The organism is Sporocytophaga myxococcoides (assembly GCF_000775915.1).
GTDB classification, from domain to species: domain Bacteria; phylum Bacteroidota; class Bacteroidia; order Cytophagales; family Cytophagaceae; genus Sporocytophaga; species Sporocytophaga myxococcoides_A.
Genome location: NZ_BBLT01000009.1, coordinates 218,979 through 245,430 on the forward strand (window position 1 = coordinate 218,979; position 26,452 = coordinate 245,430).

Below are 26,452 nucleotides of genomic sequence, written 5' to 3' on the forward strand. Positions count from 1 at the left end.
ACGGAGTTGATTTCTTTTGGCCCTTTACCATTCTAAGTTTTTAAAGTAAATATAATTTCAAGGCATTTTTCTTTCGGCGGTATAATCAAGGTACAATCAATTAATATAGGTATTCTTTGAAGCTTCTATAACTAATTCTAAGAGGTTTTAAGAGAATATTCTCAACTTGGACTACGTTTACCTGTTTCAATTAAAAAAAACTCTTAAATCGGAGATTTCTCAAATCTTTATCAATGAAAAATCGTTGAATTTTCAAGAATTTAAGGTTAATTTGTGAAAAAATAAGATAATCTATAGAAGAAAACTAACTAAATAACAGACATATAACATAAGCGTAACTGAAATTTCTCCGACCTAAAACGGCCAATTTTAAGATCAAATGGGGAAATAGTTTAGGGACGCATCCAGAAAGGGTGCGCCTTATTCTGTTTTATCCATTTGGGGGCTTGGCCGTTCCTAGGTCGGATAGACAGTTTAAAGGCCACCCTTTTTGTTTTATGATCTTATATTCAATTTAAATTTAACCCGCCTCAAGGCCTTAAGGCAACAAACAATTTTTATTATGAAAAAATCATTAGTGCAACTTCAAACAACTGTCTTTAGCACAAAAACTCTGCTTACACCCAAAATTATCTGTTCACTATTACTTTTGTTTTTTGCAAATAACATAATTGCTCAAATCCAACTGGAAAAAGTAATTCCCAATACGAAAACACCTGTCAAATATGTAAACTTTAGCTTACTTGGGGAAAAGTTTGTTGTAAATAATGATACCGGCACAACATACAGAATTTACAATTCTGACTTTTCACTATATAAAACTATTTCGATTCCAAAATTAGAAGGTTATCAAGCCATCAAAACCAATCATATATCTGATAATTTGTTTAATTCCGATTCGAAAATAGAATTCGGAATATTTTACCAGAACTTTGCAGACTATACCTTCGCCAATAAATACATAGTTTACTCTGAAGACGGTTCTTCACTTTTTGAAATAGATTCAATTTATCCAAGTTATAATTACAATGGAGGGATCAATTTTATAAATGAGAATAAAAACGAATCAGGAATGTATTGCAATACAGCCACCGGATGGAAATTATTCGCCCTTACATATAGTCAACCAGTAAGCCCTAACAATAGCAAAGTTGAAGTATATAGTCTTCCCGGAACTATGCCCAAAATCACATCTTCTCTTAATCCAAGGCAAGAGGTACCTTTTAATCTTTCATTTCCCTACCCTAACCCCTCTTCAACCTCTGCAAGTATTAATTTCAAATTACCTGAATCATTAAACGAAGGCGAGATAGTGATTTATAATGAGCAAGGCACAATAATGAAAACCCTAAGAGTAGACAATACATTCGGAATGGTGCTATTAAATAATTCTAGTTTACCTGCTGGTACATATTACTACTTGATGAAAGCAGGCAATAGCATTTCTGATACAAAGAAGATGGTTGTTATACCATAATGTGATAAAACCCCTTAAAAGAGATCTTTGAAAGAATTTCAATATACTTCAAAGATCTCTCAAGCCCAATTAACTTTCTCAAAATGATACCAAATAATGACTGCTAACATCTTTAAACCGATCGATTATAAAGACCTTGAAAAATGCTTTAAAACGGTTTCCGAACATTTCAGACATTCAATAGCTGGATCAAACAAGGACAAACAACTTTAAAAAACATAACAATCTGCCCTCTATCTTACAAGGTTTAAAATTGTATTTTACCGGCATTATTTTAGATTAAACATTTTTAAAAAGGCTTAGAATAATTTATTCATCGAAATTACTTTGCGTTTTGTGAGCGTAAATTAAAATCTCATTATATTGTATGATTCTTTTTACATGGGGTAGTTAAAAACACCAAAATGCCAGCTTTTTACATTTTTATTACTGACAGATTTATAATTTATATTCTGGTATTTTTTGCCATACTTTGGGTATCCTTTACTGATTTAAAGGCTCAGGATCTCGAAGCAATTGGCAAAGAAAAACCTATTAAAGTTTCAGGTACTATTGGAACTACTCAGACTCTTTATGGAGTGAGCGGAATTCCTAACAGAAGACCTCCTTTTATGACTTTTATCAATGGAGGGGTAACTTTAAACATATACCAGTGGGTTGTCCCCTTCTCCGTTACATGGTCTAACCAGAACCGTATGGCCTATAACCAGCCGTTCTCGCAATATGGACTTACACCTCACTGGAAGTGGGTTACAGCGCATATAGGTTATCGCAACATGACCTTTTCACAATACAGTCTGGCAGGACATACTTTTCTGGGTGGTGGAGTTGATCTTACTCCCGGAATCTTCCGCTTTTCAGCCATGTATGGAAGACTCAGTAAAGCAGTGAAAGAAGACACGTTGAATGTTGCAGGTGAAATACCATCCTATAAAAGAATGGGAATGGGTTTTAAAATCGGGGTTGGCAAAGGAAGTGATTTTATAGATCTGATCTGGTTTTCGTCAAAAGATGATGTAAGATCAATCGAGGTTCCTGTAAAGAGTGATATTCGCCCGGCTGAGAATATGGTCTTCTCAATCAATATGCAAAAGGAACTGGCAAAAAGAATAGTAGTAGCTGCCGAATATGCCAGAAGCGCTTATACAAGAGATTTAAGAGCTCCGATTGAAACAGGGGAACAAACGAACATGTTCAGTCCTTTCTTTCCTGTAAGAAACTCTACACAGTTTTACGGAGCGTTTAAAAGCAGTCTGACATACAGTGCTAATTTATATAGTCTCGGACTGATCTATGAAAGAATAGATCCACAATATAAAACACTCGGTTCTTATTTCTTTAACAATGATCTGGAGAACATCACAGTAGCTCCTTCTGTCCGATTGTTCAAACAGAAAATGAATGTTTCAGCCAATGTCGGAATGCAAAGAAACAATCTGAATAAACAGGAAATAAGTACAGTAAAAAGATTGCTTGGTTCAGGAGCGATAAGTTTTGTACCAAATCAGAAATGGAATTTTGCTGCTCAGTATTCGAACTTTAAAACTTACAATAAGATCTCTCAGAACTTCAATCAGTTCCAAACTCTCGATACATTAAACTTTTATCAGGTGTCTGAAAGTGCCAGCTTTAATACAGGATATAATTCTACAGGAAAAGAAAAGAAACATGGGGTAAATCTCAACTTCTCATTTCAAAAGGCCACGCAGACACAAGGCGAACAGATTACTAATAACACATCCAGATTTTATAATACCAATCTGGCCTACAGATATTCATTAGTGCCATTACAGCTATCAATTTCGGCAGGCGTGAATGCCAATCAGAATAATATGGCTGATATTAATTCCTATGCTGTTGGGCCGAATGCTTCTTTCTCCAAGCTTTTTCTAGACAAAAAACTAAAAACGAGCCTGACTACAACATACAATTTTCTTTTGACTGAAAAAGTGAATACCGGAAGGGCTATCAACTTTGTGGCAGGACTTGCATACAAATTTCAGAAGAAAAGCAATCTGACTTTAAACATGATTATTCTAAACAAATACTCTAAGGTTTCTCCAGATTATACAGAGTTCACTGGAAACTTAGGCTATAGCTATACATTTTAACATGAAGAGATTTTTACGTTTTTATTTTATAGCATTTTTAATTATCGCAACAGGAAAGAATGTCTTTGCCCAAACTTATCCTGTCACGGTAAATTCTCAATTGATACCTCCGTATTCATTGTATTTGTCGGATTATGCCAATCCTGAAAACGAAAAGTTGTTTGTTAGTCTCCTTTTCAACGATGCCAATATTTCGACCTACAATGTAAAGCTTCAACTCACCATTGAAGGAGTCGGAATTAAAATACAGTCCAAACCAGATGGCTACTATCCTGCAATAGCACTTACTTCAGGCATGATGGAAAGACTGAGCGGAGCTGATCTTGCTCCGTATTTTGATCCTAATAATTTGATCTTTCAGGGAATCACCAAAGAACAATACCAGAAAAATGCTTCCTTGCCTGAAGGTATTTATAAGTTTTCCATTCAGGTATTTGATTATGAAAGAAACAAGCTTATATCGAATAAATCAATTAGTCAGGCATGGATTGTATTGAATGATCCTCCAAGAATTGTTACCCCAACCTGTCAAAGCCTGATAAAAGTGCTTTATCCTCAGAACATCGTATTTCAATGGCTTCCGATGCATTTAACCTCCCCCAACGCATCCTTTACGACTGAATATCATTTCAGATTGGTTCAGATAATGCCAATCGGCAGAAACCCTAACGATGCCATGTTAAGCTCTCCTCCTATATTTGAGGCGGTAACTGATAACTCCACACTTTACTATGGCATATCTGAAACACAGTTAATCCCCGGACAGCAATATGCCTGGAGAGTTCAGGCAAAAGACAAAGGCGGAAAAGACCTTTTCAAAAACAATGGATATTCAGAAGTCTGTATGTTTACTTATGGAGATCCATGCAAACCACCTGTCAATATTAAGGCTGAAGTTCAGAGTCCTCAGACGGCAAAAATAAACTGGGATCAGATGTTTGGCCCGCAAAGCTTTATTGTCCGCTACAGGGAAAAAGGAACAAGTACGTGGTATAAGAACGAAGCTTTTCAGAATTCATCCGACATTAAGGGACTTACTGCCAATAAGCAGTATGAGTACCAGATTCAAAGTGCATGCGATCCGATTGAAAGCGAATTCAGTCCTATTGATACATTCAGCACCAAAGTTACATCCACATTTCAGGATTGCGGTGTTTCTGTTAATAAACCAACTGTTGACAATACAACCAACCTGGAATTGCTTTTTCCCAATGATGTATTGCTTGTAGATGGCTTTCAGGTAAGAGTTACTTCTGCTAATGGTACAAATGGAATCTTTTCAGGAACAGGTGTAGCATATATTCCATTTCTTAATACTTATATTCTTACAGCTTTTAATAGCATTAGTGTAAACAAGAAATATGAGGTATACAAAGGAAAAATAGTATCTGTAAAAGCCAACATCGACAAATACAGGTCAATGGCTCCAACACCTCCTTTGAAGAAGGATATTTGTCAGGAAACACCAGACAATAAAGTAACAGAAAATAAGAACTCTGGAAAAAATAATAAGGCAAATGAAAAGGCTAGCCCGTCAGCTAAATCGGATTCGGTTTTTGTGATTATTCTTAACGGAAATATACAGGTGAAAGAGGGTGATACAATTACAGTTAATGGTAAGCAGGTGATTGTTACAAAAGATACGCAGATTAAAGAAGGTGATACTGTGGTTGCTAATGGGAAGACGATTAATGTGAATAGTGTACAAAGTAAGAATGTTGCAACGAGTCCTTCTGTGCCGCAAGAGTTTAAGTTAATACTTCAGGAAATTTTGGTTGCAATACGGGAAGAGAAATACGATAGCTTGGTTAAACTTAAAAAAGTATTTTTATCGAATCTGAATCAGTTTAAAAAGTTAAACGAAAACACTGTAATAGAATTTGGGACAGGTAATAAAGCTACGCTTGATTATGATACAAGTTCAGCAAAGAGTTTTAAACCATTACGGGTTAAAAGCAACAGTACTTTGTCATCTGAACAAAATGAATTTATAAAGCAAAGGAAGTTACTTCTATCTCTCTATGGAACAATTGCCGCTGCCAATGAAATACTGAGAAAGGAAAATATAGAAGCATTTTCTGCTGATGCCTACGAATCTGTAAAGAACAAGGATAAGCCATCAGACAAAGAATTGAAAAAAATAATTGAACCCTTGATAATTAAATACAAGGAAGAGAATTTTAATAAATAGGTTAAATGAAATTATTTAAAACATTATTGTACAATAGCATCATTGTTTATCTTATATTCTTCTCTTTTCATGTATTGGGAAGAGAAAAACAGGATACAATTTATATTAATGAAGATCGCTATGATAAATTACTGAAAGAAACCATTGTCTTCATTAATAAACAGAAGAAAAGTAATGAAAAGGAATTTCATTTTGATTTACGAAAAGATAAATCACGGATAAGTTGCAATCCCAATCTGAATTCAGACCTTAAAAGCTTCTACGAAAGACCGCCTCAAACTCTAGCATTATATACATTATTTATAGACACGGATTGGCATTATTACATAGAAGATCCTGATAAATATGAAGCTGCTTTTTCCTTAAATAGTGATCAGATTTATAGCGAAGATTTTAAGAAAATAAAACAGGAAGTAAGCAATATAAAGAAAAGGTTCATTGAAGATGTAGCTCGTAAAAGTAACCTTGGTGAAGACGGAGTATATGTTGTATTGGCACTTTATACATTTTCAACTGAACCTGCAGAGGAGAATATAAAAGAGACGATTGAGCCTGTTATATATTTTGACAGGAAGCTCCAGCCTGATGTCAGGGATAGATTTTTTGACAATATTTTTGCAAAAGACAATGCTTCTTCAAATGGTTCTGATTGTGACAATACACAGAGCCAGTGTTGTAATATTATTATTGAACAGATTCACAATATAATCGCTGTCTTAAACGATATAAAAAACGCTTCAAATAGTAATATCTTGAGCAGGCTATCGGAATTTAAAACTGCTCCAAACATTATTTCCCTGATCAACAGTCTTGCCAGTTTTGATATAGAAAAAATTCCATATTCAGATCGTATTCGCTTTTTGAAAATACTTGCATCGTATGATCTTACTGATAATAATGGAGGTGAAAAAGCTTCGGTTTCTTTATTGCAGTATGCACCACTTTCCCAAGCAGGATATTTAATTGCTGATTTAAAGAAGGACAAGCTATACCTAAACTTCATCAATAAAACAGACGATCTTCCTACTGGTCCACAGGATTACACCAATTTGATTTTTGCCTTATACAGACTTGCTTCAGAAGCTAATCCATTTGACAATAACTGGGACAATCTGTGGAATAGCAATAAAGTATTCAGATGGAATGAAAAGGGGGTTAATTTTACAATTCAGCCAAATGCCAGTGGAGAATTCACCTCTGTAATTCATGTCAGAGAAGGCATGGACTACATAGAGGTTTCCTTTGATCCTTTTTCGTCTGTTGGAATTATCAGTAATAGTCAATTACCTGGAATAGAATTACCAAATACAATTGGCTATTATGTGGGAGCTGTCCCTGCAATATATTTATACTGGCTAAAAGATAAAGCAAAGACAAAAAGCGTCATTCAACTTGCCGGAATTTCAGCGAACTTTCTGGCCTTAGCTACAGGTATTGGAGTTGTGGGAAATGCAACTACATCAACGGTTAAAATTATAGGAGTTCTTGATGTTATTTCGGCATCAACGGCACTTACATTGGATATCACGTCTGTCGAAAGTTATATAGAAAATAAATTTGGACAGAGTGGAAGTGATTTTATTTCTAATATTCATACAATATTAACAATTTATAATACTTTCAGCGTAGGTGCTAATCTTACTGGTTTACCAAAGAGATTAGATGATGCTATTATATTTTGGAAAAGAAACAGGAAACAGATAGTAGACGATGGTATTATCAATAAAACTCAAATAGATCAACTTGATGGGCTATTAGGAAAAACTGAAGAGATAACTGCTCTATCCAAAGAATTGGAAGAATTAATCTCCCGCTATACTGATGAAATACAAAGTTTAATTTCGGAATTTGAAAAATCAGGAGCTAAATTAAGCATTGAAAATGGAAATATTCTATTGATCAAAGGAATAAAGGGGGATGAGATTGGAAAAGTTGTTAATGGCAAATTTATAGTTTCCAAATGGGGAGCTTACTGGAAGTATGAAAGTGTGACTCAGACTGAATGTGGTTATAAAATACTTAAATCAAAAGATGGAGATTTGGCAATTGATTTAGGATTTAAAGAGGGAAGAAATTTAACTTCCAAAGAAGTAAATGAATATTTGATAAAAGCTACAGAAAAAAATCCAACGGGAGAGCCCTACTTTGGAGGAACCTATGTTACAGAGAGGCTATTAGAGCCTGGAGAGAAAATATATTGTGTCGAATATAGTACTCAACTGCAACCCGGAGGATGGATTTCAAGGCATCAAATCTCAACGGTTAAGGAGTTAAGAGAGAAGCTCGCAGTTTTACAAAGCTGGAAAGATGAGACTAAAGGTATTCTGGTTGTGAGAGAATATGAAATAGTTAATCCGACCAAAGTTCGAGATGGTATAGTTGGTCCACAATTAGAATTAACTGGGCCTAATGCAGGACAAACATATCCTGGTGGAGGTCATCAATATGAAGTATTAGAAGGAGTGTTTAATAATAAAAATAATCCATACACCATGTTCTTTAAACTAATTGGAGAACAAGAGTTAAAGTAAAAAATAAACTCATGATTGAAAATGCAAAAGTAGTAGATGTTTTTGGACGAGAACTTTATTTTACTAGACAAGGTAGAATGGGGGTGGAATTATCCTGGCTGGATAATGATAGATTGATAAGTAAAAAGGTAGTTGATAGGCAAAAACAATCATTGATGCCATGCATAACACCCAAAGGTGATGGTATGGTTCTAGTTTTTGGAGAATTAGAAGGATTAGTATCTCCCTATGACGCATGTATATTTAATGCTAATGGCTCTGTGCGAGTTCATTTAATTCCTCCAAAATTAATTTCAGAAGAATTTAAGGAGTACGAAATAAAAGTAGGAAAAATTGAATCGCAAAAGAATATTAGATTTCTTTGGCCATATTATTTTAAAAAGGATGGACATGATTTTTTGGTGATAGCTGTTGGATTTAACAATGACTGGTATGAAATACGAGAATTAAATCCTAATACAGGTAAGTTTGGACAGTGCTTTGGAGCGACAAAACAGTGATCTGGAATAACAGAAAGCCATTTGGTCATAATATGATAGAAAACGCAAAAGTAGTTGATGTATTCGGAACTGAACATCCTTTTGAAAAGGATGGAGAAATGGGATTTGAAGTATCATGGATTTATGGCGGTAAATTGATCACCAAAAGGGTTGTTGACAGACAAAAACATGGACTCATTCCATCAATAACCCCCAAAAAGGATAGTGTTATTCTAGTTTTTGGAGCATTGGAGGATCTAACCTCTCCATATAACGCCTGCATATGTAATGCAGATGGTTCTTTACGAATAAACCTTATACCGCCTCAGCTTGTCTCCGATAAATATAAAGAGTATGAAAAGGAAGTTGGAAGAAAAGAAGCAGAGAAAGATATTAGATTTCTTTGGCCATTTTATTTGGAAAAAGATGACAAAGAAATTCTGGTAATGGGTGTGCGATTTAATTATGACTGGTATGAAATACGAGAATTAGATCCTAATACAGGTAAGTTTGGAAAGTGTTATGGAGCAACCAAACAATAATAGTACTCACAATATTGACAAAATGTGAATTATCAATATTGGCCATTTAATTCTAATGGCTAATAAAGTAAATGAATGTACCATGAAGTCTTTGTTTTTATTAAAATCTTTCAATAAAAATATTATTATCATTTTATTATTGATAATAAATTCATCATGTGAGAAATGTGATAAAGACATTTCCTGGACAACTGAAATTTCATTAGAAAGATGGAACTTCACACCTGAGCCTGATACAACTAACCTTAAAGTTTATCTTTATAAAACTAAAGAAGATTATTTGGTTGATCAAAACAGAATCATTCCCTCCTTTAATCGTAGGTCTTATCAGGTAAATGACAAGAATAAAACATTTTATTGGGTACGTATAAAACAAGATTCACTTAATAATCTCAGGAGTAACGAAATTTGCACTGATCCCGATAAATGTAAAAGTGTTTATGAGAGTCATGGAAATATAGGAGGATGTGATGAATATAGTTCCCTGCAATTGAAAACTAATCTTTCAAATACTCCGACTCGGTTACAGCTTAACATTAAGAATAATGGAAATGCAGTAGATGGGGCTATTGTACAATTATTCTATACTAAGGATGACTATGATAGTGATACAAACCCACTTTATAGTAATTCATTTTCTTGGCAGACTTATTTTGGCCTAGGCGCAAGTGATTTTGCTGATACTACCGGAGCTGATGGAACCGCATATTTTGATAATCTTGAGCCTAGAGAATATTGGTTTAAGGTTACAAAAGGTAAGTTAAATAATTCTTCAACTACAATAAAAACATTAAAGCCTTTACCTGATGATCCTAATGTAACAACATTATTGGACATAGGGATTAAATGAGTATGAATCTATAAATCAAAAACACAATCAATAAAAAATGAAAAAACATCTTTTAACCTTAACTTTTGGAATATGCTCGACAGTTCTTGCATTTACGGCCTGCAAGAAAGACAAGGACGTGAAGCCTGACGATGCCCAATCTATTATTTGCTTACCTGACACAATTGCTTTTCAGGATAATGGGAAATACGTACTTGAATATAACACACAAAAGCAACTTATAAAAGTCAATAAATCTGATAAGGATGGTAAGTATGACGGATACATGGCTTTTACCTATTCGGCAAATAAAATTACAGAAGTTAGCTATGATGCAAATGGAACCAAACTATTCGAAGGTGAGCATTACTTAAATGATAATGGAAGTGTAAACTACTCTTCTCAAATGTGGAACTATAATAATTTAAGTTATGATACTGTTTTTTATACCTACAATAGCGATAATCAAATTGTGTTGCAGGTTAGAAAGGCACGTTATGAAGATGCATCGACTTCTGTAGATTCTACAAGCTATGTATATTCTGAAGGTAACCTTGTTTCTTCATTAGTTATTCTTCCCAGTGAAAAACATGAAGTAACTTATACTACTTCTCAATATGAAAATAAGTACAATATTTTTGATGATAGAGTTTTCATACCCGGCTTTTATGGAAAAGGAAGTAAAAATTTAGTTACTAAAGAAGTTGAAACCATTCCGGGTTATGGTGTAATGACTACCACTTATGAATATAACTTAAACTCTGATGGATTTATAGTTGGCCGAAATTATTTAGTAATGGATTCAAATAGACCAGATCAGCCCTATTATGAACAAAAAAGCAAAATAAGTTACGCATGCAAGTAAGATAAGAACCTTATTTTAATACCTTTTTATGAAAACAATACTATCTATTCTCCTTCTCCTTACTACAGGTATTGTTGTTGCACAGGACTCCTATTCAAATGCAGGAATCATTCATGCAGCAATTATTGAAGAAGGAAGAATTATAAACCAGATGAATCAGGCTTTACCTACTGATATGCCGATTGGCTTATCTAAAAGCATGGGAGGTCAGGATTATCTTGTTGGAATAGATAGTATTGTTTTAAACTCTGAGGGCCCATCCTATATTTCAGCTTCATCAATGGTTGAAGTACCTGCTACAGGAGATTTTCTTGCCTTCTCTGGATCAAAAATAAACATTACACCTAATGGGATAAAGGGAGCCAGTGTTGCAAGACTGAATCTGGCAGTTGATATTCCAATAAGAATCAGCAATAAACTAAAGCTTACATTAAAAGGGAGTGAAAGAAAGACCTATGTTGAGTTCGACTGTAATGGTTTCACAGGCATGGGAGTTCAAGGCACATTTGAATTCTGCCGGGATTTCCTGATTCCAGTAAACCCCGATGGAAATATTGCACCTGAGCCCGCAAGAGTAAGAGCCGATTTCGAAACTCAAATGAGCGACTTCAGCAATATCCTTGCTAAAGTCAGTATTTCACCTTTTCAAGTTCCAGAACTTGCAGGATTCGATTTTTATGTTCAGGATGCTTGGGTAGATCAGAGTGATGTCGCAAATCCTTTAGGGTTGATATTCCCAAAAGATTACACTAATCCTGACATAACCGGAAACACGAACCTCTGGCGAGGATTTTACTTAAAACAGCTTTCTGTAAAGCTTCCGAAACAATTCGAAACAGGAAAGGCTAATCAAAGAAAAGAATTACTGGTTTCCAATGCTATGATTGATCCTACTGGATTTTCAGGATGGATTTCCGGTAGGAATGTAATACCAATCAACGAAGGATCTGTTGGAGACTGGCCATTTTGTGTTGACGAAATTTCTGTTCAGTTAACATGCAACAAACTCACCGGAGCAGGCTTCAAGGGTTCATTGGTTGTTCCTATTTCCAAAAGGGATCAAAGGCTTGATTACACCGCTGTTATTCAGTCAGGCAATAATTACCTGATTTCTGTTAAAAACAGAGATTCACTTGAGGTACCAATGTGGGGAGCATTAATGAAACTCTATCCGAGTTCCTCTGTGACGCTTGCATATCAGAATGAAAAATTTATTCCCACTGCTGTGCTTCATGGAGAGGTCACTGTAAGCCCTGATGCAGGTGGAGGAAATAAATCCAAATTTAAAGGGATCATATTTGAAAATCTGACTTTAACTTCTGTAAAGCCTTATTTTGTCAATGGCGTATTCAGCATTGTCTCAGAAAACAGCGATATGTCAGGATTTTCAATAACCCTCAAAGAAATAGGATTAGTCCGACGTGAAACTGAAAGTATGATAGGACTTCACTTTGGTTTGGATGTTCACATGATGAAGGAGGATGAAGGAGGATTCTCAGGACGGGGAGCATTGACTGTTTTCGGAAAATATCCTGAAGGTGGATCTATAAAAGATGGATTTAAGTTCGATCATGTTGAACTTAATAGACTGGTTTTAGATGTCAGCAGTGAAGCATATACCATTCATGGAGAGCTTGATATTTATAAGAAAGATGAAGTCTACGGGAATGGATTCCGTGGTTTTGTAGATGCTACCTTTCAACCCGGTATTGCGGTCAGGGCTACTGCCCAATTCGGCAATGTAAAAGGAATGAGATATTGGTATGTTGATGCCCTGGTAATGCTTCCATCAGGAATACCTTGCGGACCCGGATTCGGCCTGTATGGCTTCGGAGGAGGACTTTATCATCACATGAGACGGGCAGACATGAATAACCCAAAACTGGATAAAGCGCCTGTAGCATCCAATTCTGAACTCACTGTTACAGGACAGGCCAAGGCTCAGGTTGTAGATCTTCAACCACCTCCTTCAGGCACAAAATATGTTCCCGATGAGAAAACTTTTCTTGGATTAAAAGCAACAGTAGTGGCAGGAACTTTCCCGTCTGCTCAGGCTTTCAATCTTGATGCTACATTTGAAATAGCCTTTACTGATAAATGTGGGGTAAGGTATATAGCTTTTGATGGAAAAGGATATTTTATGACTGAGCTAACTCAGAGAAGTAATCCTCCTATCATGGCTAATGTGGGTATCTCTATGGATTTTGAGAATCAGGTATTACATGGAAACTTCGATGTGTATGTCAATGTAAATAATACGATCAGAGGAATTCACCCAAATAATCTTGCTGGTGGTGCTGTCATGCACTTTGAAAAAGGATCATGGTACATCAACATTGGAACACCTGATACCCGTTTGGGGCTGAACTTTATGGGAATGTTTACTGCCACTTCTTACTTTATGGTGGGTACAAACATTCCAGGTATGCCTCCTCCTCCTGAGAACGTATCAGGAATTCTCGGAGGCGCTGATCTGAATTTCATGCGGGATGAAAATGCGTTAGGTAAAGGAAATGGATTCTGTTTTGGAGCTTCATTTGATGCCAATACAGGTAAAAAGCAGTTTCTCATTTTCTATGGTCAGTTTGGAGCTGGTGCGGGTTTTGACATTATGCTTAAAAATTATGGCAAGAATGTTCAATGTGTTAACAGCGGGAAGCTTGGTATAAATGGCTGGTATGCTAGTGGGCAATCCTATGCTTATCTACAAGGCGAGCTGGGTATTCACGTAGATCTCCTGTTTACTAAAGGAGATTATAAGATACTGGATATAGGAGCCGCAGCAGTGCTACAGGCAAAACTTCCCAATCCGACCTTCCTGAAAGGAACCGTTGGAGGCTACTATAATATTCTTGGAGGAATGGTGAAAGGAAACTGCAAGTACGAGCTGACCATCGGAGAACAATGCCAAATGACTGGCGGAGGAAGTGTTGTCGAAGGGATAAAAGTAATATCAGAATTGTCTCCTAAAACAGGAGATGGAAATATTAATGTATTTAATAACCCGCAAGCTGCTTTTAATCTTGTAATAGACAAGAGTTTTGATATGGAAGACATGGATGGGAAGGTCAAAACTTTCAGGGCAATAGTTAAAGAATTTAAGGTTTACAAAGGAACATCTGAGGTTGCAGGCACAGTGGAATGGAATGAGGCTAATGATGTTGCTTCATTCAAGCCATTTGATATACTTCCGGGAAAAGCCTCTCTTAAAACAAGTGTTAAAGCGGGATTTGAAGAAAAAATAAATGGTGTATGGCAACCAGTGCTTGTTAATGGAAAGGCCATTGAGGAGGTTATGGAAGCAGCCTTCACTACAGGCGACGCCCCTGATAATATCCCTCTTTCCAATGTGAAATATAGTTATCCTGCAATAAGCCAATATAACTTTTTGAAAGCGGAGTATGGTCAGGGATACGTCCAATTGCTCAAAGGTCAGGATGAGCTATTTGAACCTGATCCAAAATGGAATAAAAAAGTAAGATTTGTCAAATCAGGCGAATCTACAGGAATAACTGCTGATATTCAATACAACACTGATGCTAATACAGTTCTCTTCAATATTCCGCAAACACTTGAAAACGGTAAAATCTATTCTCTGCAACTTGTAAACCTTCCGGTAAGTCAGGCGATGAAAATAGATGCCAATGTAAAAAGCAATGACAAGGCTCTTTCTGCCGATGTTGATGGAGCAATGGCTTCCATTACCAGCAAGTCTATAGAAGGAACAAGAGAGGTTCTTGAGGAAAAGGTATTCTATCAGTCCAACTTGAAGACAAGTAAATACAATACTTTCTCTGAGAAGATGAAAACTCTTAGTATTTCGGAGCCTTGGACGTATCCGATATACAACTACCGTGGCCTAGACGAAATGGGTGTAAATATATCAGGTGATGAGACATTTGATAAATATGAAATTTCAGGAAATGCCAGCATATCAAAGATGATTGACGGAAATGCTGGAACAAATAATAGCTGGTATTCAAAAGATATTTATCCCCTCATTTACGAGCAGTACCCGTTGAACGGTACAGGCTTTATTACATGGAGAAATACAGAAGACTTAGGAATTCCGCCGTTAAAGGCAATTGAAATCAGACAATCTTCGGCAGATAAAATATTAACCGAAAATGAAATTAATAGTGGATTTGCAGAGGGAACACCTGCTTACGCTCAGATTATTTACAACCTACCTTTTTATATGTATAAAGACTATGCTGAATTACAACAAAAGGCAGCTATGTTAATGACACAAAATATTTCTGATAAGAAAATACATAATCTGGTATATTCTCCTTTTCCTTCATTATCTCAAGGAAAATATGATGTTATACTAAATTACACTTTACCTGGATTAAAGAAGGTAAGTTCTTCATATAAACTTCAATTCAGATATTATTAAGATCCGAGTTAAAGAATGAAAAAATTATTAACGGTAATATTTATCACACAGTTTTTTTCATCTTTTGGACAACAAAAGAATGAAGTAAAACCTGCTATTGCAGCTATAGCAAATACATTGGGAGACTCTATTATTGTGCGATGGGCTCCCAATACTCCAATGGCATGGAAGCTTTCTAACAAAGACGGATATGTGATTGAAAGATATACCCTGCCTAAAGATCAGAAGGAGGCAAGAAAAACTAACTCGGTAAAAATTGTTTTAGCTTCAAATCTAAAACCTCTTCCATTGGAACAATGGGAACCTATCGCTAAACAAAGCGACTTTGGAGCAATAGCAGCTCAGGCTATCTTTGGAAAATCATTTAATATTAACAACAAGGATCAAGATAACTTTATGCAGGCTGTCAGTCTTGCCCAAGAACTTGAATCCAGATTTTCATTTGCGTTATTCTCAGCAGATCAGTCATTGAAAGTAGCTTCAGCAAGTGGCTTAATGTTTACAGATAAAACTGTTCAAAAGGGAGAAAAATATGTTTACAAGATTTATTCCCTAACTCCAAAAGCTACATATAAAATAGATACTGGATTTGTCTTTATCGGAACAGATGATATTAAACCATTGCCAAAACCTGTTCAATTTAAAGGGGATTTTGGAGACAGAGTTGTTTTATTGAGCTGGAATAAAATCTATTATGATGATATTTATTCAAACTACATTATAGAAAGAAGTTCTGATAATGGGAAGACCTTTGTGAGAACAAGTAAACTCCCATTTATTAATACGTCACCTTCTGCCGAAAGAAAAGCAGAGATGATGTACAGAGTGGATTCTCTCCCAGAGAATAATGTCCATTATATATTCAGAGTTCGAGGTGTCTCACCTTTTGAAGAGATTGGCCCTCCGTCTGACACAATTGGAGGAATTGGTAAAAGAGCTCCATTAAGTCTTGCTCCTGCAATTAATTCAGTAATCAATACTAAAGACGGTAAAATCAAAATTAACTGGCGCTTTCCTAAGGAGCAAAATTCAAAGGTAAAGCAATTCGAAATCTTAAGAGCAAGAAAAGCTAACGGAGACTATAAAACACTTGGCAATACAAAATCAGATAAAAGGGAATTCATTGATGAAAATCCAGCCAGAACTAATTATTATATCATCAGGCTTACAGATGTGAATGATAATACCGTGTCCTCTTTTCCCGCACTTGGACAGCCAGTAGACAGTTTGCCTCCTGTAAAGCCATTGGGTCTAATTGGCACTATAGATCCTAAAGGAGTACTTAAACTGACATGGAAGAAAGGAAACGATGAAGACGTTAAAGGGTATAGAGTTTACATGGCAAACAGCTTAAAGGAAGAATTTACACAAGTAACAAGAGAAGCAGTAAGAGATACAATTTTTACAGACACCATAAATCTTAATACACTAACCTCGAAGGTGTATTACAAGATCATGGCAACTGATATGAATGGAAATATTTCAGTCTTTTCCGATCCATTAACACTGAAAAGACCTGATATAATTCCTCCTGTCCCTCCTGTGATTCAAAAGTTCACCGCAAGTGATTCGGCCATATACTTTAAATGGGTTCCAAGTACAAGCCAGGATGTTGTAATACAGGTACTCTACAGAAGAGAGAAGAATAATTTGTTATGGCAAGCATTAGCTTCACTAACTCCAAAAACTTTTGAATACTACGATACCTCTGCTGTTGCAAGAATTACATATGAGTATTGTTTAACTGCAATTGATGATTCCAAACTGGAATCTGACAAAACACAAGTCTTTACGCTTTCTTTGGTTGATTATGGATTTAATGGAAAAATTGGAAAGATAGAAAGTAAAGTTGACAGACAGGAGAAGAAGATAGAGTTGAAATGGGAGTACTCAGACAAGCAACCGGAAAGATTTGTGATATACAGATCAGCTAAAGACGAGCCTCTGAGAATTTATAAATCAGTTTCAGGAATTGAAAGAAAATTCATTGATAAATCTCTTTCTATGAATACTACTTATACCTACAGAATCAAAGCCAATTATTCAGATGGTTCAGGTTCTCCATTAAGCAATGAAATAATCATAAACTACTAAGGGTATGAAAAAAGCATTACTATTTTTTATAGGCATTTTATTAGTAAACCTTAATATTCTTCATGCTCAGGATGCCCCTCCTCAAAGATTCTTAATGACTTTGGGAGTGAAAAGAGCCGTATACCACATTGACCTTGAAGGAGGGGTGGCTAGAATGTTTTTATTTTATAATGGCAAGCCTGCTTCTAACCAATGCGATGCATTGGATATGTCAGGTGTAGTAAAGGATCAATGGAAAACTTTTAATCCTGCAAGTAATTCTTATGGACACTATGATTTGGGAGATGTAGATAGCACTCAAAACTTAAATTTCAGATTATTTGCATTTTCCAAAAGATGTAAGAAAGGTGTTATTGATATGTGCAGCTATAATCCATTTTGCGTTTGCGATGGATCTGGATGTCCTGACGGCGATAGGTCCCCGGATCAAGGCACTATAGATTTCAATATGTGGTTTAAATATGGTATTCCCGCAACATGGAATGCGTACTATGTCAGAACAGATAAAAATGCATACGAAGTTGAATTAGGATATTTCTTTACCCCTCCTCATCCAAATTATCCTAAGGCCGTTAATCTGGGAACAAATAACGTCTGTGTTGGGGATACTATCAGACTTAAAACAGATTGTATATGGAAAAAAAGTGAATATGTATGGCAGGAAATGACAGATGGAATAAGATGGGAGGAGATCCCTGGGCAAAATGGGAATACTCTTACAGTCATTGTTCCTCCAAATACAACAGGAAAGGTTATAAAAAAGAATTATAGGGTTTATAGCAGATACAATGGAGTAACCAGTTACCTGCCAACTAACTTTTTAACTACAATTTTTGTACAGCCTGACGGACCTCATATAGAAAATACAAATGCCTATATTCTCACCACTAATGTCAAATGCGCAGGAGAATCGTCAGGAAAAATAAAAGTCCTTAAAGTCGATGGAAGCGGCACTTATTATTATGCTTTAAAAAATTTAGATGATCCAAGTTTTCCAATACTTAATAGTTCTGTTACATACCCTATCTTTCCTGATGATGCATACAATAAAACAGAAGGAATGACTGGATTACCTAAAGGCACTTATGAGCTTGTTGTAAAAAATGGATATTACTCTGTTTGCTCTAACTTCATACATATTACAATTTCAGAACCAGCCCTTTTAAATCTAGGTATTCCTGCTGATCTTACTTATCTTGGTGGAACAAACATTAGCTGTAATGGCTTTAAAGATGGTAAAATTACACTTTCTGCAATAGGTGGAGTAAAGCCATATACTTATTATTTATCAACCTCATCTGATTTTTCATCATCTCAACAATCTTCATTAAATCAATTCAGTAATTTGAGTGCAGGTTACTACTACATGAAAGTCAAAGATAACAATGGTTGCTTTAGCAATATTCAAAAAGACACTTTACAACAACCTTCGGTTTTTAAATCTTCTGTACTTGCATTCGATGCCAAATGCAATGGAAGTAACGATGGAGTAATTTCATTTGTAAATACCTCAGGAGGAACATTACCTTATTCATATTCTGTCAATAATCACGAAAATTATCTGACTAGTGCTTCAATAAATTCTCTTGCTCCTGCTTCATACTCTTGTCATGCCAAAGATGCGAATGGATGCGGAATCAAAGACACTACAGTTTCTGTTTCGGAACCTGATAAACTTGTAATCATTCCCTCAAATATTACAGAAGCAACCTGTTTCGACAAAAACGATGGTAGCTTTTCTGTTACCGGGATCGGAGGAATACCTGATTATAAATTCTCATTAGATAATGGAGAATACTTTACAAAGAAAGATTTTACTTTTATTTCAGGTGGTAACCACATTGTCAGAATCAAAGACAAGAATGAATGTATAGATACGCTCAGCGTATATGTTGGTCGTCCGGATTCAATCGCAATAAATTTTAATATTACAGAGGTTCAATGTGCCGGCTTTAGCAATGGTGTAATTAAAACAAGTGTATCTGGAGGGATAAAGCCTTTTATCTATCAATGGCAGAATTTCCCAGAAAAAGACTCACTAATTGAAAAACTTCCTCCCGGAAGCTATAATCTTTCTATTGTTGATGCCAATAATTGTAAGTCTTCTAAAGTTGCAATTATAACAGAACCATCAAATCAGCTTGAAGTATCTTTTGCAACCAGAATAAATCCTAAATGTAACATTGAATGCAATGGACAGCTTGAAATACTTGCTTCAGGAGGAACACCGCCATATTATTATCAATGGAATAATGACACGACACTAACTACCGCTGCTCTGAATAACTTATGCCAAGGAACATTTAAAGCCAGAATTCTGGATAGCAGAAATTGTATTGCATCACTGGAAAGTACTTTACAGGATTCTGTTCAATTTGTGTTCTCCATTCCTGACTCAACAATTATATGCCCAGGAAAACAAGTTACATTCGATGCTGGTAATATTGGTTCTGATTATGAATGGAGGGATGAGCAATCATTACTTACCAAAGCACAGATTTTCACAACTCATACAGATGGTACATATCATCTGAAAGTAAAAAATGCTGACGGGTGTTATGCAGAGAAGACCTTTAAGCTAAAAACTTCAAAAGAATTACTCAGTGCGCAGTTTTTACTTCCCAGCTTTGTTGAATATGGTGATACTGTAGTTTTTGTAGAAGTTTCAAATCCACTTCCTGATTCAATTCAATGGTCATTTAGCGGAGATCCTCTATTGCTTGATTCTCCTAAAGACAGCCCGGAATTGTACTTCTGGAAACCGGGTACTTATTCAGTAAAATTAACCGCCTTTCTTGGTGAATGTACTGACAGCATAAGAAAAACGATTACATTCTTCATTCCTCCCACTTCAGTTGGAAGTGATGATTCGCTTGGCTTAGGATTGAATAAGATTAAGGCTGTAAAGATTTTCCCAAATCCTAATAACGGAATATTCAATGCGCAAATTGATCTTGATAAAGAACAGGCCATTGATATTGAAATTATCAATTCACAAGGTCTTCCGATTTCAAAAGCTTCTTATAATGGACAGGAGAACTATCTCCTTAACTTCTCGCTCCCATTAGGAACAGGAGTTTATCTGATGAAGATATTGACACCGACAGATTTCAGGACGATTGGATTTATTGTACAATAATTATGAAATCGAAACAATACAAATACAATATTGGAATTGTTCATCTTAAAGATGGTCAAAAACCTACAATTACCAGTAAACAATTAGAGGATGAGGGTATAAGGACGAAGTATAAAGGCGAGAAAATAACAGATGAAGCAGAAGAGGTTTTACTTTTTATTAGGAGCAGAGGAAATAGTTCTCATTTCTTTTCAAGAGGGAATAACCGTAAAAATATACGAGGAAGAAAGTATCTATCTAAAGAACATAAAGTTAAAATTAACACAATTCACAACTTTATAAATGCAAGAGATAGAGTTAGGATTTGTTGCTATACATTTGGATATAAGGAAAAAGAACTAGATACGATTTTTACTTTCACAAAGTATCATTTCGAAAAAGAAGTAAAACAATCACTAAGTAGATCGAATTATTTCATCTCCGACATCTTTGGTATTAGTAAAAGTTTGAACTGTTCAAATAAAGAGCCATCCATTTCAATTGAGGTTATAGACAGCCATTTCCCAGATTTTAAAACTTTTAACTATTTTAGAGAAATTACCAAGGATACCCCCATGGTAATTCTATTTTATTATCTGGAATTTGAGCCTTGGCTGAATCAGATGATTAATAATGGAGGAGAAAGTAATAATGGTAAATTACGAATAAGTCATTACATTCAGGACGGTTCATTCTGGATCGGAGATGAACGAATTGAAGAGAAGGATTTTTCTTATATTAAATCATACAATTCTGAAATTGATTTTACAAAACCTGAAGAGTATTATAAGGCAATTGATGAATTAGTACTGAAGAAATTAAAACAAAAATGCTAAGTCAATTTCTAAAATTTTTTAAAATAAGTAAATGAAAACTTATGGAAAGTATTGTTGAAAGTAAAATTGACGAGGTTTTGACTTTGATCAGGAAATGGAAGCATTTCTTGAAAAATGCGAGTCTCCCATTGAGAAACCCACAAAGCAATAGAATCTGTGAATGTTTTCATAGAACTATTCAGGATGAATTTTACGCAATATCCTGCTAAAGATCATTCCATTACCTTTTAACTTATAATAAATAATTAAAATCCTAGTAGAGACTTCTCATCTCTAAATGTTTCAACTAAATGAAATCTTTCTAAATTAGAAGGATGCTTCCAAATGTCTGGACTAATATGCTCCAATATAATTATTTGAAAGTTATCACCATATTGGCCTTCATTATTTCCTGTAATAACTTCTATAAAATTATTAAGTAATTCAAATGCGCTCCTTAGTTTAATCCTGTCAGAATCATTAATACTCTGATCTGATATATTGGTTTCTTTTGACTTATATGGCAAACTTGGATAATCAATGATTAGGAATTGAGGAACATAATTTTTAGCTACCTTCTTTTTAATAAAAAGCTCATGCAGACCAAGGAATAAACATAATTGTAGAAAAAGATAATTGGAACTTCCACTTATACTTGCAGACTTGTCATCACCAGGTTTTAATAATTCTAGTATCATTCTCCTATAGTCAAATTCAACCCTATAATTGCGATAATTATCTAGAGAGTCCTTCACCTGATTGTAATAATTTTGAATTAAAGAATTTAATAAATTAATTCTTCTATTCCTTAACGGAACTTCATCCTCAGGCAATTTTGCAGTTAATGAATCAATTTGCTCTTGATATTTTCTAATTAAAGTATTATAACTATCAATATTCTCATCCTTTATATTGCGTTTCTCGCTAAGAAAATTTTTAATTTCGGTCTTTGTTTGTATAAGCCCGATATTTCTCTGATTTACATTTACAAAATCTTTTTTCTTAGGATAACTATTAAGCTTCCTTTCAACTTCCTCTAGTTGTTGTCCAAGTATTGTGATTTCTTCATCAATATTAGCATTTGCTTTGGGAACAACACTAAGTGAGTCTTTAATCATTCTTAACTCACTTGATAATAAATTTATAAAATCATTTACTCCTGTGAGATTAATTAAATTTTCCTTATTTTGAAATAAGTAGTCTATAGGTTTTAACGAATCTTCTTTTTCTTTTTGAAGCGCGCCATGCTCTTCTATTTGTTCTTTTAATTTACTAAGACTTCTTATTTTTTGCCTTATATTATACCGCTCTTTATCAATTTCATTAAAATCATCAGGTACAACTAACTTCTGTAATTCTGTAAACTGAGAATTTATTCGCTCTTCTAATATCCAAAACGCTTCTTCCAAATTATTAACATCGATTTCATCATCAACTAGATCAAGCTGACGTGCTTTAGTTATGAGATTTCTTATAAACTCTTCGTTTTTATTAATTCTTCTTTCGGCAGTTTCTTTTTTCTTTTGTAAGGAATTTAATGAATTTTTAACTTTAGCAATTTCTTTCCTTAGTTCATACTCTTCTTGAGTTGAAATCCCAATACAGATATCAAAAATACTTTCTAACACCTCTCTATATAACTGACGATCTCTACCATTAAGTTGATAATCAAAAAAATTCTCCTCATCCAATATTAGATTTTGTGAAATAGTATTAAATATTGAAAAATATTCAAGTTTTAATCTACTTCCTTCTTTAATTTTTGTTCCAACTTTTCTTAACTCATAATTTTCAGTTATATAATACTCTCTTTCAAGGAAATTTTTAATAACATTTTCTTTGACTAAATAATTAGGCAATAACTTAGGACTTCTTTCTGGGATATTCCCTTCTTCAGAAAAATAATAATTCTCTGAAGTCTTATTAAATTCATCAAAAGAAGCTCTTCCTATGGTAATAGTTTCATTATTTATTGTTATTTGAATTCCATAAAAAGATGTTCTTTCATTTACATCATCTGGCACTTCATTATTTTTACCAAATAAACAATAATCAATTATTTTTAAAACACATGTTTTTCCTGTATTGCTTCCCCCCGTAATGACATTAATTTTATTAGGTTCAAAAGAATAAATAATTGGAGTGGACTCTAGTGAGCTTTTCCAAATAATTAATTTATTAATATTAAACTTCATATTTTAAGGTGTAAAAATGAATAAAGTCTGATTGCATCCTCATTTAATATTTCTCCAACTAAAGGCGCTGCATTAATAAGTTTATTGGCTCTCATACCTAAATCTTCCCTAGACGTACCATTGTTTTGAATATATCCCAAGCCATCTTCATTAACATTTAAATAGCCCAAAGAAGAACCTAAATAAATTGCATTGATTGTTATAGGTAAAAAAGAGTAATATCTTATTTCAAAGTTAGAAATGAGCTTACATCGCTTTGTTACTATTTCTTCAATATTTGTTATCTTATTTTCTAAAATATAATTTAATGTCTCATTGTGAAAAAGAAGTGGGAGAATTAATAGAGACTTCGCATGAGAAATCAATTTAGTCCTTTGCAAAACTGCATCTACAGCAATTAAACCGAGCAATTCATTATGATAAACAGATTTAATCTTCATTATTTTTTAGGTTCAAATCTATCATTCCAGTCATTCCTCCAACCAATTTCTGGAATATCAGAAAGCCAATAAAAGTGTCCATTGCAAACATGAATTTGTAATGAAACACCACCATATTTAAGATCTTTTTTTCTAACAATACTCAGGCATTCTTGCCCTAAATCAATTAGCAAATTTTCTCTTTCCTCGCCGGTCACTTGCTCTATCTTAGCTAAGTTCTTTCTATTGTATACTTCTTTAAAAGCATTCTGCCAATGTGTTCTTCTTTCCTTCTTAAAAGAAATAACATTATCAATTTCTCCTTCATACATCTCCCATCTAGAAAAACTATTGTTTGCCATATATCTATGCTCTGTAAGTTCTAATATATCACCTTCATTTTCAATAGCTTTAATATCAACTAACTGCTTAATAAAAACTTGTTCGGCAAAATTTTTGTATACTTCAGAAGGAATTTCAGAATCGGCATTTAATGTATAATAATTCTTCTCAGGAGAGTATTTTAAAACGCATTGCTCCAAACCTTTTTCAAAAGTTTCTTTATTTATTATAATCGCTTTATTAAAAGATGCTTCATAAACAAGATCTTTGAGGCTTGAATAATAACTATCATAAATACTTTCAACAAAGTGATTGGATAAGCGAAAACGTTCTTTTAACTTTTTTAACGTTGCGTCTCTAATGTCATAAAAATTATTACTATTAATGTTAATTTTACTAAAGAAATGAGATAACCAAGTATTGGGTTTATTAAGGAGTTTTAAAATATAAGTATCAACTACAGATCTCTCATCTTCTGTATTTAGTAGATTTTTAATTTCTGACTTTATTGATTCAATATCTATTTTATTATTCGTATAATCTAATATCAAAGTCAAAAAGGAATTACCTTCTATTACTTTATTAGTAACCAGAGAAAAGCTAGTATCATTGATAAACCTTACTTGGTCTTCTTCCAATTTTCGATTATCATTTTCATCACAAATTAAATCAATCCAATTACTTACAGTATGCCAAAGATCAACATCTTTAGATGTTAAATTTTTAGGACTTCCATTTCTTGCTGTTAGAATAGTATGTTTTAGTTGGATTAATTTAGCTTTACCTCTTTTAGTAAAATCAATATGACAATCATCCTTTATTTCACAACCAATTTCTTCTCCATCTTGAATAGAAACTAAAAGATTAAAATAGTATTCTAAATGGAATATTTTTTCCGCCATATTTTGTGGGACCGAAGTTTTTTCTGCCACAGTTCTTTTATTGTCGGATTGCATTTTAATAATTAAAAAGGTCTTAACTGAGGTATAAAATATTATTGAAAAATATTAGACTTACAATATATAAAAAAAATTAAACATTTAAGGTAGTTTTTGGCATAGCAAAGCTCTAATCAGGTGTAAAGCTAAACTTTTATTGATTTATTCCTACTTAGCCCTTTTTAAAGACCCCACAAAGAAGATCCTTTAACTCTGGTATTTGCTTAAGTGTCAATATGTAAAGACTCACACTTTTATGAGACCTATATGACCGGAGTAATCCTGGCAGGTTGTTCCTCCGCAGAGTCTGAGTCTGATTCCGCTTCTTCTGGTGATCAAATGTAAAGCGATTTTAGGATTAATAAAAAAATGTAAATTTATAACCGGATTACCAATCTCAACTGCAGACTTTTTTAGGACGAGCATTAATAAGAAACAAGCCAATGTAATTGTTATAAAGACCTCGGTTAAAGATTGGCAAAAGCTGGCTCAGAGATTTGGTATTACAAAAGAAGAACAAACGCTAATGTCGAATGTGTTTGAGCTGAACCAATTAGTAAATGACTTACACAGCAATACTACTTTCGTAACAAAACTGGTATAGAATCACTAATAATAGCTAATTTTAGGAGTTTTACAACAGCAACCTTATACCCTGTTACTATTTTGTTACTAACTCATGCTAACTCACTGACACTTAATATACCATTACATTTTGTATCGGAAAGTAAGCATCAAAACAAAAACAACTAAGGTCAAATAAAAGAAACACTTACCTCTTCTTTATTGACCTTTGTTTTCTCATATTTTCGCTTGTTACACTAGTTTTATAGCTTTTGTCTAGAATTCCAAGTTTATGATGGAAAACTTCTTTTTTCTTATCACTTAACTTACTCCCAAATAAACTTAAATCCTTATTGAATAAGTCTATGATGTCATGTAAAAAGCTTTTCTCTTCAGCTTTAACCTGTGCCTTTTTAACCTTATTTATGTCAATCCCATTCATTAGTACCTTCCGTCATCTTTTCAAGAAGTACATCCGATCCATATTCTTTTTTTTACAAAAGTGGAAGCTTTAGGTCCTCTACTCGACCTGTAAATTTCACT

16 protein-coding genes are annotated in these 26,452 nt (G+C 34.2%); 12 read left to right on the top strand and 4 right to left on the bottom strand.

Annotation, left to right across the window (positions count from 1 at the left end; genetic code table 11):
• Nucleotides 1–562 precede the first annotated feature (562 nt).
• The 12 genes from MYP_RS19570 (at nt 563) to MYP_RS25420 (ending at nt 21,472) form a co-directional block, all read left to right on the top strand.
• Nucleotides 563–1,477 (top strand): T9SS type A sorting domain-containing protein, encoded by a 915-nt coding sequence (locus MYP_RS19570; protein WP_045467300.1) that lies wholly within the window; start codon nt 563–565, stop codon nt 1,475–1,477.
• Nucleotides 1,478–1,881: 404 nt separating this feature from the next.
• A complete protein-coding gene (locus tag MYP_RS19575) occupies nt 1,882–3,588 on the top strand; it encodes a hypothetical protein (protein WP_052430367.1) in 1,707 nt (568 codons plus the stop codon).
• A 1-nt stretch (nt 3,589) separates the two neighbouring features.
• Nucleotides 3,590–5,779, top strand: coding sequence for a hypothetical protein (locus MYP_RS19580; protein ID WP_045467302.1), 2,190 nt, complete (start codon nt 3,590–3,592; stop codon nt 5,777–5,779).
• Nucleotides 5,780–5,784: 5 nt separating this feature from the next.
• A complete protein-coding gene (locus MYP_RS19585) occupies nt 5,785–8,310 on the top strand; it encodes a hypothetical protein (RefSeq protein ID WP_045467304.1) in 2,526 nt (841 codons plus the stop codon).
• An 11-nt stretch (nt 8,311–8,321) separates the two neighbouring features.
• Complete coding sequence (locus MYP_RS19590) at nt 8,322–8,810, top strand: hypothetical protein (protein ID WP_045467306.1); 489 nt, start codon at nt 8,322–8,324, stop codon at nt 8,808–8,810.
• The gene (locus MYP_RS19595) at nt 8,807–9,331 is read left to right on the top strand and encodes a hypothetical protein (protein ID WP_045467308.1); all 525 of its coding nucleotides are present in this window, start codon (nt 8,807–8,809) and stop codon (nt 9,329–9,331) included. The genes MYP_RS19590 and MYP_RS19595 overlap by 4 nt, the downstream gene beginning before the upstream one ends.
• A 55-nt stretch (nt 9,332–9,386) precedes the next feature.
• Entirely contained in the window at nt 9,387–10,181 is a 795-nt protein-coding gene (locus MYP_RS19600; RefSeq protein ID WP_045467309.1) for a hypothetical protein, read from the top strand.
• 37 nt (nt 10,182–10,218) lie between these two features.
• The gene (locus MYP_RS19605; protein ID WP_045467310.1) at nt 10,219–11,025 is read left to right on the top strand and encodes a DUF4595 domain-containing protein; all 807 of its coding nucleotides are present in this window, start codon (nt 10,219–10,221) and stop codon (nt 11,023–11,025) included.
• A gap of 28 nt (nt 11,026–11,053) precedes the next feature.
• Nucleotides 11,054–15,424, top strand: a complete 4,371-nt coding sequence (locus MYP_RS19610; protein ID WP_045467311.1) for a hypothetical protein — start codon at nt 11,054–11,056, stop codon at nt 15,422–15,424.
• Between the two features lie 15 nt (nt 15,425–15,439).
• Complete coding sequence (locus tag MYP_RS19615) at nt 15,440–17,518, top strand: fibronectin type III domain-containing protein (RefSeq protein ID WP_045467312.1); 2,079 nt, start codon at nt 15,440–15,442, stop codon at nt 17,516–17,518.
• Between the two features lie 4 nt (nt 17,519–17,522).
• Nucleotides 17,523–20,657, top strand: a complete 3,135-nt coding sequence (locus MYP_RS19620; RefSeq protein ID WP_045467313.1) for a T9SS type A sorting domain-containing protein — start codon at nt 17,523–17,525, stop codon at nt 20,655–20,657.
• A gap of 2 nt (nt 20,658–20,659) precedes the next feature.
• Nucleotides 20,660–21,472, top strand: a complete 813-nt coding sequence (locus MYP_RS25420) for a hypothetical protein (RefSeq protein ID WP_052430368.1) — start codon at nt 20,660–20,662, stop codon at nt 21,470–21,472.
• A 245-nt stretch (nt 21,473–21,717) separates the two neighbouring features.
• Here MYP_RS25420 and MYP_RS19630 read toward each other — a convergent pair whose 3' ends face one another.
• The 4 genes from MYP_RS19630 to MYP_RS19650 all read right to left on the bottom strand — a co-directional run bounded on the left by MYP_RS19630 (nt 21,718) and on the right by MYP_RS19650 (nt 26,351).
• Complete coding sequence (locus MYP_RS19630; RefSeq protein ID WP_045467314.1) at nt 21,718–23,646, bottom strand: DUF3732 domain-containing protein; 1,929 nt, start codon at nt 23,644–23,646, stop codon at nt 21,718–21,720.
• The gene (locus MYP_RS19635) at nt 23,643–24,086 is read right to left on the bottom strand and encodes a three component ABC system middle component (protein WP_045467316.1); all 444 of its coding nucleotides are present in this window, start codon (nt 24,084–24,086) and stop codon (nt 23,643–23,645) included. The genes MYP_RS19630 and MYP_RS19635 overlap by 4 nt, the downstream gene beginning before the upstream one ends.
• Entirely contained in the window at nt 24,086–25,339 is a 1,254-nt protein-coding gene (locus tag MYP_RS25425; RefSeq protein ID WP_197060139.1) for a hypothetical protein, read from the bottom strand. The genes MYP_RS19635 and MYP_RS25425 overlap by 1 nt, the downstream gene beginning before the upstream one ends.
• A gap of 778 nt (nt 25,340–26,117) precedes the next feature.
• Nucleotides 26,118–26,351 (bottom strand): hypothetical protein, encoded by a 234-nt coding sequence (locus MYP_RS19650; protein WP_045467319.1) that lies wholly within the window; start codon nt 26,349–26,351, stop codon nt 26,118–26,120.
• Nucleotides 26,352–26,452 lie beyond the last annotated feature (101 nt).